Annotated in this window: 13 protein-coding genes and 1 tRNA gene; 1 reads left to right on the top strand and 13 read right to left on the bottom strand. The window is 71.6% G+C overall.

The genetic code is table 11. The features are described from left to right. Positions 1-68 precede the first annotated feature (68 nt). The gene (locus tag AB0O93_RS04250) at positions 69-980 is read left to right on the top strand and encodes a hypothetical protein (protein WP_363340806.1); all 912 of its coding nucleotides are present in this window, start codon (positions 69-71) and stop codon (positions 978-980) included. Positions 981-1,014: 34 nt separating this feature from the next. Here the strand turns inward: AB0O93_RS04250 and AB0O93_RS04245 are convergent, their stop codons facing one another. From AB0O93_RS04245 to AB0O93_RS04185, 13 genes are all read right to left on the bottom strand, one after another. Beyond that, positions 1,015-1,584: a LemA family protein gene (locus AB0O93_RS04245; protein WP_053548714.1), complete on the bottom strand. Its 570-nt coding sequence runs from the start codon at positions 1,582-1,584 to the stop codon at positions 1,015-1,017. A gap of 84 nt (positions 1,585-1,668) precedes the next feature. Continuing rightward, positions 1,669-2,979, bottom strand: coding sequence for a D-arabinono-1,4-lactone oxidase (locus AB0O93_RS04240; protein ID WP_363340804.1), 1,311 nt, complete (start codon positions 2,977-2,979; stop codon positions 1,669-1,671). Then, positions 2,976-4,196 (bottom strand): alanine racemase, encoded by a 1,221-nt coding sequence (locus tag AB0O93_RS04235; protein ID WP_363340802.1) that lies wholly within the window; start codon positions 4,194-4,196, stop codon positions 2,976-2,978. Before AB0O93_RS04235 ends, AB0O93_RS04240 begins: the two co-directional genes overlap by 4 nt. 34 nt (positions 4,197-4,230) lie before the next feature. Then, positions 4,231-4,304: transfer RNA gene (locus AB0O93_RS04230), tRNA-Leu, on the bottom strand. Between the two features lie 29 nt (positions 4,305-4,333). Next, the gene (locus AB0O93_RS04225; RefSeq protein WP_363341010.1) at positions 4,334-5,758 is read right to left on the bottom strand and encodes an FAD-dependent oxidoreductase; all 1,425 of its coding nucleotides are present in this window, start codon (positions 5,756-5,758) and stop codon (positions 4,334-4,336) included. A gap of 34 nt (positions 5,759-5,792) precedes the next feature. Continuing rightward, positions 5,793-7,118: a S8 family serine peptidase gene (locus tag AB0O93_RS04220; RefSeq protein ID WP_363340800.1), complete on the bottom strand. Its 1,326-nt coding sequence runs from the start codon at positions 7,116-7,118 to the stop codon at positions 5,793-5,795. Further along, positions 7,091-7,606, bottom strand: coding sequence for a DUF501 domain-containing protein (locus tag AB0O93_RS04215; RefSeq protein WP_363340798.1), 516 nt, complete (start codon positions 7,604-7,606; stop codon positions 7,091-7,093). Before AB0O93_RS04215 ends, AB0O93_RS04220 begins: the two co-directional genes overlap by 28 nt. A gap of 49 nt (positions 7,607-7,655) precedes the next feature. Further along, positions 7,656-8,084 (bottom strand): septum formation initiator family protein, encoded by a 429-nt coding sequence (locus tag AB0O93_RS04210; protein WP_363340796.1) that lies wholly within the window; start codon positions 8,082-8,084, stop codon positions 7,656-7,658. 104 nt (positions 8,085-8,188) lie between these two features. Continuing rightward, positions 8,189-9,469, bottom strand: a complete 1,281-nt coding sequence (eno, locus tag AB0O93_RS04205) for a phosphopyruvate hydratase (RefSeq protein WP_053548718.1) — start codon at positions 9,467-9,469, stop codon at positions 8,189-8,191. 109 nt (positions 9,470-9,578) lie between these two features. Then, the gene (locus AB0O93_RS04200; protein ID WP_363340794.1) at positions 9,579-10,250 is read right to left on the bottom strand and encodes an O-methyltransferase; all 672 of its coding nucleotides are present in this window, start codon (positions 10,248-10,250) and stop codon (positions 9,579-9,581) included. A 4-nt stretch (positions 10,251-10,254) separates the two neighbouring features. Then, complete coding sequence (locus tag AB0O93_RS04195; RefSeq protein ID WP_363340792.1) at positions 10,255-11,064, bottom strand: SGNH/GDSL hydrolase family protein; 810 nt, start codon at positions 11,062-11,064, stop codon at positions 10,255-10,257. A 72-nt stretch (positions 11,065-11,136) separates the two neighbouring features. Then, positions 11,137-12,393, bottom strand: a complete 1,257-nt coding sequence (gene hisS / locus AB0O93_RS04190) for a histidine--tRNA ligase (protein WP_363341008.1) — start codon at positions 12,391-12,393, stop codon at positions 11,137-11,139. A gap of 63 nt (positions 12,394-12,456) precedes the next feature. Continuing rightward, positions 12,457-13,071 carry a MazG family protein gene (locus tag AB0O93_RS04185; protein WP_363341006.1) on the bottom strand — a complete coding sequence of 205 codons (615 nt, stop codon included), beginning with the start codon at positions 13,069-13,071 and terminating at the stop codon, positions 12,457-12,459. Positions 13,072-13,078 lie beyond the last annotated feature (7 nt).

Here is a 13,078-nt window from a genome sequence, read left to right as displayed (position 1 = left end):
GTCTAGGCGCGCCGCATACCGGATCAGACATGCGCTCGTCCCTCGCGGTCGGTTGCTAGCGTGAAGCCGTGCCACGCAGATCCGTCGTCGCGCTCCTCGTGAGCGGCACCATCGCGCTCGCGATCATCGGAGCGATCCTCCTCGCCGTCCTGCCGCCGCGCGCGGACACGGCGGAGGACGCCGCGCAGTCGTTCGCGGAGGCGCTGACGGCCGCAGACGGAACCGCGGCCGTCGCGCTCCTCGCCGACCCCTCGGCGGCCGCCGTCGTCGCCGCCGAGGCGCTCGACGACGCCTCTGCCGTGGAGTCGGCCGAGGTCGTGCTCACCGAGCAGATGGCCGAACGGGCGATGTTCGACCTCACTGTCACCGTGGCCGGAGAGACCGCGACGTCCCGCTTGGTCCTCGTCGACGTCGGCGACGGGTGGCGGGTCGCCGACGGGATGTGGGGCACGCTCCGCGTGGAGACGACGCACGGAGACGCCGTGCGCGTGGGAGGAACGCGCGTCCCCGCCCCCGGTGAGGTGCTGCTCCTTCCCGGCCGATACCCGGTGACGGCGGACCCCGCCGACCTCTTGGACGGTGCGACCGAGACCACGGTGTTCCCGGGGACGGATCAGGACGTCACGATCGGGGCGATCCCGAACGAGGCTGCCCTCGAAGCCGCCCAGGGGGCGATCGCGGACTATGCGGCGGCGTGCACGGTCCCCGCCACGAGCACCCCCGCGAACTGCGGGATGCGCATCCCGTGGCCCGCCGACCTCGTCGCGCTCGAGGAGCTGCGGTTCCGCATCGACCGGATGCCGCGCGTGGAGGAGCTCGACGCCGACACGTTCGTCGCGTCGGGCGGGGTGCTCGTCGTCACCGCACGCGGGACGGATCGTGAGGGTGCTCCGCGGGACGTCACCTACCGCTCGGACACCTGGACACTCCGCGGCTCCTTCGCCGTCGGCCCGGACGGCATCACCCTCACCGTGTGGTGAGGCGCCGCCGACGGGTCGAGGTCTCGCCGACGGCTCAGAACTGCACGCGAGGCGGCTCGGAGATCGCCGCCCCGTCGACCACCTCGAAGAACTCCCGCTCGTGGAAGCCCAGGTTGCGGGCGAAGAGATTGTTCGGGAACACCTTGATCTTCGTGTTCAGTTCGCGCACGCCGCCGTTGTAGAAACGGCGCGACGCCTGGATCTTGTCTTCGGTGTCCACGATCGCCTGCTGGAGCTGGAGGAAGTTCTGGCTCGCCTGGAGTTGCGGATAGGCCTCCGCGACCGCGAACAGCGACTTCAGCGCCTGCTGCATATGCCCCTCGGCGACACCGGCATCCGCCGGCCCCGACGCGGACAGTGTCTCGGCGCGCGCTCGCGTGACGTTCTCGAAGACCGCCTTCTCGTGGGCGGCGTACCCCTTCACCGCCTCGATCAGATTCGGGAGGAGGTCGGCGCGGCGCTTCAGCTGGACCGTGATGTCACTCCACGCCTCGTCGACGCGCACGTTGAGCTGGACCAGCGAGTTGTAGGTCGCCCACAGGTAGATGCCGGCGATGACGACGAGCGCCACCACGATCAGCACGGGGATCAGCCATTCCCACATAGCGCGAGACTCCGTTCGAGGTTTCCCTTCATCCTAGCCAGGCGCTTCTCGGGGCCGAAGTGCGCGGCGCGCGACTCCCAGCCGTTACCCACCGAGGACGCGGTCGAGGTAGGGGTTGGCGAACACCCGGTGAGGATCCCACTGATCGCGCAGCGCGACGAAGTCGGCGAACCGCCGATACCGCGATGCCAGCACCGCCGCATCCTGCGCGTGCATCTTCCCCCAGTGCGGACGCCCACCCTCGGCGAGGAGGATCTCCTCGACCGCATCGAAGTAGGCGCCGGGATCCTCGCGCCAATACCGATGCACGGCGATATAGCCGCTCTCGCGCCCGTGCGAGGTGGACATCCACGCCAGATCCGCGGCGGCCGTGCGCACCTCGATGGGGAAGGAGATCCGCCATCCACGCCGCCGGATCAGATCGCGCACCGCTTCGAACGCGGGCACGAGCCGCTCGATCGGGACGGCGTATTCCATTTCCGCGAAGCGCACCGACCGACGGGTCGCGAACACCGCCGCGGAGGCGTCGGAGAAGTCCCTGCCGCCCCACACCCGCGTCGACACACGGTTGAGGGCGGGGACACTGGCGGGAAGCAGCGCTCCCGTCGCGCACGCCACCCGATGGAGCACCCCGCCGACCACGACGTCCTCGAGGAACCGTGCTCCGGCCGACAACGGGCGGGTGGGCGTGTCAGCGGGGTGCCGCTGCTGGGCCTTCGTCAGCGCGAGGTCGGTTCCCGGAAACCAGTAGAACTCGAAATGGTCGTCCCGCTCGGCGCGTGCGGCGAGGTCGTCGCAGACCTCCTGCAGGGGCTCGGGACGCTCGCGCGCGGCCAGCACGAATGCGGGGACGCATCGCAGCGTCACCTCGACGATGACACCGAGGGCGCCCAGCGAGACGGCGACCGCATCGAGCAGTTCGCCGTCCTCCTCCGTGACCGTGACCCGTTCCCCGTCGGCCGTGACGAGGGACATCCCGGCGACCTGGCTCCCCAGGCCGCCGAGTCGGATGCCGGTGCCGTGGGTGCCGGTGCTGATGGCGCCGGCGAGGCTCTGCCGATCGATGTCGCCGAGGTTCTCCATCGCGAGACCGTACGGCGCGAGGAGCGCCGGGATCCGGTGGAGGCGCGTGCCCGCGGCGAAGGTCGCCAGGCCCCGTTCTCGGTCCACATCGACGAGCCCCGAGAGCTCGTCGAGATCCAGCAGAATGTCGGGGGCGAGGGCGATCGCCGAGAAGCTGTGACCGGCGCCCACCGCCTTCACGCGCAGTCCGCGCCGGGCCGCGGCATCGACCGCGCGACGCACCGCGTCGACCGACGGTGGACGCTCGACGCGACGGGGGCGCACCTGCTCGGTGCGACCCCAGTTCTGCCATCGGCCGCCGGGACGCGTCATGCGAACGACCGTCCCTCTCCGCGGTAGGTCGGTACCTCGCCGACGACCCGGCCCTCCGAGACGACCTGCAGTCGTTCCGCGTGCTCGCACAGCTCTCCGCTCTTGGCGTGCCGGAACCACACGCGCGACCCGACGCGCAGGGATGCGGTCCCCCGCCCGGCGACGGGGGTCTGGACCTCCCCCGCGCCCTCCCGCGGGAGGAGATGGAGGCCGTGGGGCCACACCGGCGTCGGGAGCCGCGAGGCTCCCGCGGGCCCGGACGCCACCCATCCGCCACCGGACGCCGTGACGACGCCCGGCGTCGGCACCCGCACGACGTCGACGGCGAAGGCAGCGGCGGGCGCGGGACGGAAGCGGCGGTAGCCGTCGAAGAGGTGACCGGCGAGCAGTCCGCTGCCCGCGGTCACTTCGGTCACAGCGGTGTCGGCTGCCGAGGTCTCCAGCGATCCGGTGCCGCCGGCGTTGACGAACTCCAGCGGCACCCGCTCCGCGACCGCGGAGACCACCGCCGCGCGACGTTCCCGGAGCTCTGCGACGCTTCGACGCTGCATCCACCGGATCGCCGCCGAACCGGCATCCGCGACACCTGCCACCTGCGCCTCGTACATCATCACGCCGACGAGCCGGAACCCGGGCCGCGCGGCCACGGCCCGCGCCAACCGCGCCGCCTCGGCCGGCTCGTGGACGGGCGAGCGCCGCACGCCCACGTGGCCGAGCGCGGGCGCGCGCCACGAGGCGTCCACGTCGATCGAGAGACGGATCTCCGGGCGCGCAGTCGGTGACACCACCGCGTCGATCAGGTCGAGCTGTGCCTCGTCGTCGATCATCAGCGTGATCTTCGCCGCGGCGTCGGGGTCGCCCGCGAGCCGGGCGAGAGCCGTGCGATCCGCCGTCGGATACCCCAGCACGATGTCGTCGTGGGATTCGGCGAGCCACAGCGCTTCGGCCAGCGAGTACGCGAGGAGCCCGCGATACCCGGGGAGCGCGAGGACGGCGTCGAGGATGTCGCGGGAGCGGACCGACTTCGTCGCGACACGGACGGGCACCCCCGCCGCACGCACGACGAGGTCCAGCGCGTTGTGCCGGAGGGCGCCCAGGTGCACCGCCGCAACGGGGGCGGGAAGCGCCTCCACCGCACGGGTGAGGTCCGCCCAGTAGCGCGGGGCGTCCTCCCACACCGCACCGGCGGATGCCGCGGCGTCGAGGTCGAGTCTCATCGGACCCACCCTAGAGCCGCAGGCCTCCCGAGTGTGCCCCCGGTGGGACTCGAACCCACACTGCAGCGATTTTAAGTCGCCCGCCTCTGCCGATTGGGCTACGGGGGCGCCGGCACACCGACGCCGTCACGCTTTCCTCAGCGGCCCGCGGCGGCGGCCTTGTCGGCCTCGACCTTCTCCGGCTGGTCCGCGACCTTGCCGTGGTCGCGCGGCTCGGCCGGCGGCGTCACCGCGGGCTGGGCCGGACGGGGGCGGGCGGCGAACTCCTCGAAGACCTCGCGGGGGTTCTGCACCGCGGAGAGGTTGACGATGTCACGGCCGAGCCAGAAGTTATTCCACCAGCCCCAGAGCACGCGGAACTTCCGCTCCCAGGACGGCATCGCCAGGCCGTGGTAGCCGCGGTGCGCGAACCATGCCGGAAGGCCCTTGATCGCGATCTTGCCGGACTGGAACACGCCGATGCCGATGCCGAGGCCCGCCACCGCGCCGAGGTTCTTGTGCACGTATTCCTTCGGCTCCTCGCCACGCAGAACCGCGACCAGGTTCTTCGCGAGCAGCTTCGCCTGGCGGACCGCGTGCTGGGCGTTGGGGACGCAGAAGCCTCCCACCCCGCCGCCCGAGAGATCGGGGACGGCGGCGACGTCACCGGCGGCCCAGGCTCCCTCGACGGGCGCTTCGGCGGTGCCCACCCGCAGGTCGGCGCGGGCGCTGATGCGACCGCGCTCTTCGACGGGCAGGTCTCCGCCGCGGACGACGGTAGGGTTCGCCATCACGCCCGCGGTCCAGATGATCAGGTCGCTCGGGATCGTCTCCCCGGTGGAGAGCTCGACGTTGCCGTCGACGGCTCCCTTCACCTGGGTGTCGAGGTGGACCAGGGCACCGCGCTCGGCGAGGTTCTTCAGCACCCACTCGCTGGTCTTCAGCGACACCTCGGGCATGATGCGCCCCATCGCCTCGACGAGGTGGAAGTGCGTGTCCTCGAAGCGCAGCTCGGGGTACTTCTTCAGGAGAGCAGAGGCGTAGGACCGCAGCTCGGCGAAGACCTCGATTCCGGCGAAGCCTCCTCCGACCACCACGACGGTGAGGAGTCGATCGCGCTCCGGACCGGCGGGGACGAGCGCGGCCTTGTCGAAGTTCTCCGTCAGGCGATCGCGGATGGCGACGGCCTCCTCGATCGTCTTCAGCCCGATCGCGTTGTCGGCGATTCCCGGGATCGGGAACGTCCGCGAGACCGCACCGGCCGTCACGACGATCTGGTCGTACCGGACCTGGTACGGCTCCCCGACGGAGGGGGTGATCGTGGCGGCCTTGTCGGCGTGGGTGATGCCGGTCACCTTGCCCGCGATGACCTTCGTCCTCGACAGGTGGCGACGCAGCGACACGACCGAGTGCCGCGCCTCGATGGACCCGGCCGCCACCTCGGGGAGGAACGGCTGATAGGTCATGTAGGGCAGCGGGTCGACGATGGTGACCTCGGCTTCGCCCTTGCGCAGATGCTTCTCGAGCTTCCACGCCGTGTAGAAGCCCGCATATCCGCCGCCGACGATCAGGATCTTGGGCACGGTGTTCGTCACGGTGGGAAGTACTCCTCGGGTGTCAGCGGCTCGGCGTCCGGGACGCCAATCGGATGCGTCGGACAGCTGCAGTGACGCCGAGCGTGAACAGTATAGCGGTGGTGGTGAGAAGCGTCAGCGGGAGCGTTCCGTAGAGCACCGTCTCGCCGGTCGGCAGGAGCGGGGAAACCGCACGCTCCGCGGCATCCGCCGGGGGCAGCGGCTCGATCTCCACCGGCTCGCTGGGCACGCTCGGGGCCGGCCCGCTGTCGGCGCGTCGGTAGAGCCGGATCCACTCCGACAGGCTCCCCATCGGGTTCGCCGTCACCGCGGGGACGTCGGCCCGCACGGCGGCGGCGGCATCCACCAGACCTCGACCGTAGAGCGGGTCGACCGGCTGCTCGGCGCCGGCGACGGGACGGGCGGTCGAGACGATCCGGTTGATGACGTTCGCGGCGTCGAGGTCGGGGTGGGCGGCGCGGACGAGGGCCGCGACACCCGCCACGATCGGCGCGGCACCGCTGGTGCCGTCCCAGACGACCACGCGTCCGTCCGCGGAGACCCCGAGCAACCGTTCGCTGGGCGCCGCCACTCCGATCGTGATGCCCTGCGTCGATGCCTCCACGCTCGCCCGGCCCCGCGGGTCGACACCCCCGACGGTCAGCACGCCGGGGATGGTCGCGGGGGCGCCGACGGCCGTGGTGCCGCTCCCGCGGTTGCCGGCGGCCACGACGACCACGACGTCGTTCTCGAAGGCGTAGAGGAAGGCGTCGTCCCAACTCGGATCCCAGTCGGGGGTGTTCGTGGTGAGGGACATGTTGATCACGTCGGCCCCGTTGTCCACCGACCACCGGATCGCCTCGGCGATCTGCTCCACGAAGGGCACCGTCGCCGCCGACCCGAAGCCGACCGAGACCGCCATGAGCTCGGCCTCGGGGGCGACACCGATCATGCCTGTTCCGGGACCCGTGCCTCGCGCAGCCGCCAGGGAGGCCACCCAGCTGCCGTGGTTGCCGTCCACGGCGCCGATCGGCGTGCGCCCGTCGGCGGAGCCGATTCCGGACACATCCGTCCCGGCCACCACCGCCCCCTGGAACTCCACCGGTCCGCGACCGATGCCGGTGTCGATGACGGCGATGCGCACGCCGGCGCCGCGCGTCGTCCGCCACGCGTCCTCGATGCCGTAGTCGGCGAGCCAGTACTGCGCGTCGCGGACGGGGTCCACGGACGACGGAACGGGCGACGGGGAGGGATCGGTCGCTGCCGACGCCGGCGCGACGCCGAGCGTGACGGCGAGCGTGACCGCGGCCAGCCCGACGCCGATCCACCGCCCGAGCGCGATCATCCGCCCGGCCCCGGCTCTGCGCATACGCACACGTCCGGCGACCACGTGGACCGATCCAGGGCGAGATCGCCGATGGGGTTCACACCGGGGCCTGCGGCAAGCGCGTGGCCGGCGAGGGCATGCAGGCACTTCACCCGCGTGGGCATCCCTCCGGCGGACACGCCCTCGATCTCGGGGACGTCGCCGAAGAGGGTCCGGTCCTCCAGGTACGCGCGGTGCGCGGCCCGATAGGCCTCGGAGACGCTGTCGTCGCGGAGCATCTCGGCGAACTCCGGCATCACCTGGGTCGCCTCGAGGGTCGACATCGCAGCCGTCGCCGCGGGGTGGGTCAGATAGTAGAAGGTCGGGAAGGGCGTCCCGTCCGGGAGTCGGGGCGAGGTGGCCACGACCGTGGGATTCCCGCAGACGCAGCGCGCGGCGACGCCGACGACGCCGCGCGCCGGGCGTCCGAGCTGCGCGCGGAGGACGACGAGATCGCGGTCGCTCAGGGGTGCGAAGGGAGGCGTGGTCACGCCTTCGAGGGTAGCCGGGGGCGCCGGTGTCGACGAACCCCGACGCGTGTCACGGCCCGGTCGTCCCGGTCACCGTGCGCGAAAGACCCGCTTCTGTGATCGACCGCACCATCTGGCCCATCCAGTCGGTCCGGGTCGTCTGCACCTCGTCGCTGACGGCGGCGGGCTCCTGCGGCACGTCCTGCGGCGGGAGATCGTTGTCGATGAGGTAGACCACCTCGCCCGGCGCCACGAAATACAGCCGTTCCCGCGCCTGGGTGGTGATGTACGCCGGGTCGCTCCAGCGCTCCCGCTGCGCCTCGAGGTCCGCGACGCGCTCCTCGCCCACCTCGACGGCCGCCTCCAACGCCGCCACGCGCTGACGCTGATCGAGGTAGGTCCCGATGGTCGGGACCAGGACGAAGGCGGCGAGCACGACGAGTCCGAGCATGATGGCGGCGAAACCGGACGACCGGATGCCGGTGAGCCACGCCCGCACGTCCGGCGCCGATCGTCCCTCTCGCCGCGGACGTCGGGGAGAACGGGAAGGGGGAGCCGTCGTGTCCACCACGGCTCCCCCTCTCCTACGCTGTCCGGCGCGTATCAGCCCTTGAACCGGGGGAACGCTCCGCGCCCGGCGAAGACCGCCGCGTCGCCGAGTTCCTCTTCGATACGCAGAAGCTGATTGTATTTCGCCACGCGCTCGCTGCGTGCAGGCGCACCGGTCTTGATCTGTCCGCAGTTGACCGCGACGGCGAGGTCGGCGATCGTGGTGTCCTCGGTCTCGCCGGAACGGTGCGACAGCATGGAGCGGTACCCGTTCTGGGTCGCCACCGCGATCGCGTCGAGCGTCTCGGACAGGGTTCCGATCTGGTTGACCTTCACCAGCAGCGCGTTCGCGACCCCGAGGTCGATGCCGCGCTGCAGACGCTGCGGGTTGGTGACGAAGAGGTCGTCGCCGACGAGCTGGACCTTCGATCCGATCGCGTCGGTCAGGCCCTTCCACGCGTCCCAGTCGTCCTCGGCCAGGGCGTCCTCGATCGTGACGATCGGGTAGTTGGCGACGAGGTCGGCGAAGTAGTCGGTGAGCTTGTCGGCCGACCAGGCCTTGCCCTCGACGGTGTAGACACCCTCCGAGAAGAACTCGGTGGCGGCGACGTCGAGGCCGACGGCGATGTCGGTGCCCGGGGCGAACCCGGCCTTCTCGATCGCCTTCATGAGGAAGTCCAGGCCCTCGCGGTTGCTGGGCAGGTCCGGCGCGAAACCGCCCTCGTCGCCCAGCGCCGTGTTGAAGCCGGCCGCCTTCAGCTCGCTCTTGAGCACGTGGTAGATCTCCGTGCCCCACCGCAGGGACTCGGAGTAGGTCTCCGCGCCGATGGGGGCGAGGAAGTACTCCTGGAAGTCGATGCCGTTGTCGGCGTGCTCGCCGCCGTTGATGACGTTGAACAGCGGAACGGGGAGGACGTGGGCGTTGGGGCCGCCGAGGTAGCGGAACAACGGCAGGTCCGCGGCGTCCGCGGCGGCCTTGGCGACGGCGAGGGAGACGCCGAGGATGGCGTTGGCCCCGCAGCGCGACTTGTTCTCGGTGCCGTCGGTCTCGATGAGGATCTCGTCGACGACGCGCTGCTCGCTCGCCTCGACGCCCTCGATGGCGGGGCCGAGCTCGTCGATGACGGCCGCGACGGCCTTCAGCACGCCCTTGCCCGAGTACCGGCTCTTGTCGCCGTCCCGCAGCTCGTACGCCTCGAAGGCACCCGTGGATGCGCCCGAGGGCACCGCGGCACGCTGGACGACGCCGTCATCGAGGAGCACCTCCACTTCGACGGTCGGGTTTCCGCGCGAGTCGAGGATCTCGCGTGCGCCTACAGCCTCGATCAATGCCACTGGGTGACTCCTTGTGTCGTGGAGGGGTGATGTCCGGGGATGAGTGGATATCGGGAGCGTCGTCGGTCCGAGACCACTCTAGAGGCGCGGGGCCGTCGCCGCAGGAGGGTCACACCACCACGGCGACGGCGAAGCCGTCGTAGCCCTTCGCGTCGAGCGTCTGGAGGGCGGTGGCCTCGAAGCGCGGATCGCGGGCGAGGACTTCCAGGCCCTGCCGGGTCCCCACCACGTCGGGTCGGGAGTTCGTCGGATCGGCGACCGCGCCGCCGCGACCGATGTTGTCGACGATCACCACGGTGCCCGGGCGGCCCAGTCGCGCGGCCCAGTCCAGATAGGCGGCGTTGGACTCCTTGTCGGCGTCGATGAAGACGAGGTCGAACGGAGCCTCACCGGACAGGGTGGGGAGGACGTCGAGGGCGCGCCCCTCGCGGATCTCCACGCGCGCACCGACGCCGGCGCGATCGAGATTCGCCCGGGCGAGTCGCGCATTCGCGGGCTCGGCCTCGATCGAGATCACGAGACCGTCCGCGGGGAGCGCGCGGGCGAGCCAGATCGCCGAGTACCCCCCGAGCGTGCCGATCTCGAGGATCCGTCGGGCTCCGCAGATCCGCGCGATCAGATGCAGGAACTTCCCGTTGACCGGCGCGACCTCGATCGCGGGCAGGCCCGCCGCCCGCTGCGCCGCGACGGCGGCGTCGAGAGCCGGGTCCTCCCCCACGAGCAGCGCCGACAGGTAGGCGTCGACGCGGCGCCAGGTCGCGGAGTCGATATCGGATGCCATCGCCTCAGCCAACCGGCACCGGACGGTCCTCGTCAACCCGCCCGTCGTGGAGGGCTTCGATGACCGCCGGGATGAACGCCTCCGCGGTGCGCCGGTACCCCGCAGCCGAGGGGTGGAAGCGGTCCATCGCGAACATCTCCTCCGGGCGGGAGAGGAAGACGGGCCCGACCGTCGCGCGCAGGGACACCACCACGCCCCCGGCGCGGGCCGCCTCCCGCGCTTGGGCGGACGCCAGGCGACGCGACAACCGGCCCGCGAGCGTGCGGAGCGGCTGCGGGACGGGGCGCAGCGCCGCGAGATCAAGGCACGTGCCCACGATCACAGGGATGCCGCGCTCCCGCAGCGCCCGCACCGCCTCGGCGAGATGCGCCGCGGAGCGGGCGACCGGCCGTCGATGGGTGACGTCGTTGCCGCCGACGACGATCACCGCGGCATCCGGGCGGAGCCCGCGCGGCAGCCGGGCGAGCTGATCGGCGAGCGCGGAGGACTCCGACCCGACCTGCGCGAGGGTGTGCAGGTGAACCGGCCGATCCAGCGCGCGGGAGATGCCCTTCGCCAGACGACCGCCGAGAGTCTCCTTGGGCCGAGAGGCGCCCAGTCCCGCCGCGATCGAGTCTCCGAGCAGCACAAGATGCAGCGGCGCACCGCGGCGCCGTGCGCCCCAGACGCGGTCCGCATCGAGCGCGTCCTCCCCGAGAGGCTTCCCGATGCGTCGGCGGGCGACGGCCGCCTGGCGGGCGAGCATCGAGCGCGCGAGGAGGGTGAGGATCACCGCTCCCCCGGAGACCCGGATGAGCGTGCGGGTGCCCTGCATCCCCGAAGTGGACCCCATGCAGACGTCGCGCGGGTGAACGGCAGGCGACCACACGTGGGCGCCTGCCGGGGCTCAGCTCAGCGGCCGCTGCTCCACTGCGTCGACATCCTGATCCACCGAGAGGGTGACGAACGACCGATAGCCGTCGGCGGCGGCGCGCTCGAGAAGCGCCTTGAGGTTCTTCGGGCGCTGCTCCACCCGCACGCGCGCCCCGCCGTCGAGCAGTCGCGTCTTCGCCGCGAGGAGCTGCGCCAGCGGCACGTCGCGGTCGTGGATGAGCACGACCGCGGGCGCGTTGCTCCCCCCGTGTTCTTCGAGCAGGTCCACGATGCGTTCGAATCCGATCGAGAAGCCCACGGCCGGGACGTCCTGACCGAGGAACCGCCCGATCATGCCGTCGTACCGGCCGCCGCCGCCCAGCGAGTACGGGACGGCGGGATGGGCGAGCTCGAAGATCGTGCCGGTGTAGTAGCCCATCCCTCGCACGAGGAAGGGGTCGAAGACGACGGGGACCGTCTCGGTCCCGCGGGCGGCGGCGACGGCCGCGCCGATCCCGGCCACGTGCCGGATGATCTCGTCGTCGATGCCCTCGGGGAGCGCCGCCCGGATGCGCTCCTCGCCGAACGGGAGCTCCGTGGCGGGCGCCGGGTGGGTGAGGAAGGCGGCGAAGGCGGTCACCGCGTCCGCTCCCGCACCGCGCTCGAGGAGCTCGCGCTCGACGCCGTCGGGCCCGATCTTGTCGAGCTTGTCGATCGTGATCAGGACGCCGGGACGCTCGGCCTCGGCGAATCCGAAACGCTCGAGCATGGCGTCCAGGATGCGTCGATCGTTGATCCGGATCTCCGCCCCGGCGAGCCCCAGCGCGTCGAGGGTGTCCAGGGTCGCGACGGCGAGCTCCGCCTCGGCCCGCGCGGAGGGATCGCCGATGATGTCGATGTCGCACTGCACGAACTGGCGGTATCGCCCCTTCTGCGGACGTTCGGCCCGCCAGACCGGAGCGATCTGCACGGCCCGGAACACCGCGGGGAGCACGCCGCGGTGGGTGGCGTAGAAGCGGGCCAGCGGAACGGTCAGGTCGTAGCGCAGCCCGAGGTCGGTCAGCGACGCGGGATCCTCGGCCGCGGCACGCACCGCGTCGGCGTCGAGTCCGCGACGGAGGACGTTGTACGCGAGCTTCTCGTTGTCGCCGCCGATCCCCGCGTGCAGGCGTCCGTACTCCTCCATCACGGGAGTCTCGATCTCGTCGAAACCGTGTGCGCGATAGCGGTCGCGGATCGTGGCGAGCACGCGCTCGCGGCGGGCCTTGTCGGCGGGGAGGAAGTCGCGCATGCCGCGCGGGGCGTTCACGGAGGGCACCGGTCCATCTTCCCAGGTCGCGGCGCGCGACGCGCATCAGTCGATGTCCGCGTGGCCTTCCCGCGCGCGGATGTCATCCGTGAGGGACCGCAGACGGGTGCGGAGGGCGCGCTCGGCGTCCCAGCCCTCCGCGCGCGCGACGGCGACCAGGGCGAGAAGGGCCTCACCCAGCTCGTCCTCGCTCGCCGGAGCGCCCGTGTCGGTCGAGGGTACCGGGGTGCCGGGCACGGCGGCCGCCTTGCCGAGAAGCTTCTGCGCCAGCGAGAGCGACGGCATCCGCGCGCTGACGCCGTCCAGGACGCTCGTGCGCTCACTCTTCTCCGCGGCCTTCGCGGCGTTCCAGTGGACGAGCACCTCTTCGGGCGTCGTGGCGACCGCGTCGCCGAACACGTGGGGGTGACGCCGGATCATCTTCTCGGACAGCCCCCGCGCGACGTCGTCGATGTCGAATGCCTCACCCCGCTCGCCCGCGGCGATCTCGGCGTGGAAGAGCACCTGCCACAGCAGGTCGCCGAGCTCTTCGCGCATCTCGGCGGCATCCCCCGTCTCGATCGCCTCGATGAGCTCCGCGCTCTCCTCGATCAGATACGGCACGAGGTCCCGATGGGTGATGCGCCGGCTCCATGCGCACCGTTCCCGCACCAGGTGCATCGTCTCC

The organism is Microbacterium sp. NPDC077184 (assembly GCF_040687055.1).
Classification (GTDB): domain Bacteria; phylum Actinomycetota; class Actinomycetes; order Actinomycetales; family Microbacteriaceae; genus Microbacterium.
The sequence above is the reverse complement of the archived record's forward strand: the minus strand, read 5'-3'. Positions and strand labels throughout refer to the sequence as shown.

What these genes read in the sequence shown, in the direction of transcription:
- AB0O93_RS04245 (WP_053548714.1), bottom strand. Translation starts at nt 1,584, where the DNA reads ATGTGGGAATGGCTGATCCCCGTGCTGATCGTGGTGGCGCTCGTCGTC.
- AB0O93_RS04240 (WP_363340804.1), bottom strand. Translation starts at nt 2,979, where the DNA reads ATGACGCGTCCCGGCGGCCGATGGCAGAACTGGGGTCGCACCGAGCAG.
- AB0O93_RS04235 (WP_363340802.1), bottom strand. Translation starts at nt 4,196, where the DNA reads ATGAGACTCGACCTCGACGCCGCGGCATCCGCCGGTGCGGTGTGGGAG.
- AB0O93_RS04220 (WP_363340800.1), bottom strand. Translation starts at nt 7,118, where the DNA reads ATGCGCAGAGCCGGGGCCGGGCGGATGATCGCGCTCGGGCGGTGGATC.
- AB0O93_RS04200 (WP_363340794.1), bottom strand. Translation starts at nt 10,250, where the DNA reads ATGGCATCCGATATCGACTCCGCGACCTGGCGCCGCGTCGACGCCTAC.
- AB0O93_RS04195 (WP_363340792.1), bottom strand. Translation starts at nt 11,064, where the DNA reads ATGCAGGGCACCCGCACGCTCATCCGGGTCTCCGGGGGAGCGGTGATC.
- hisS (WP_363341008.1), bottom strand. Translation starts at nt 12,393, where the DNA reads ATGCGCGACTTCCTCCCCGCCGACAAGGCCCGCCGCGAGCGCGTGCTC.
- AB0O93_RS04185 (WP_363341006.1), bottom strand. Translation starts at nt 13,071, where the DNA reads ATGCACCTGGTGCGGGAACGGTGCGCATGGAGCCGGCGCATCACCCAT.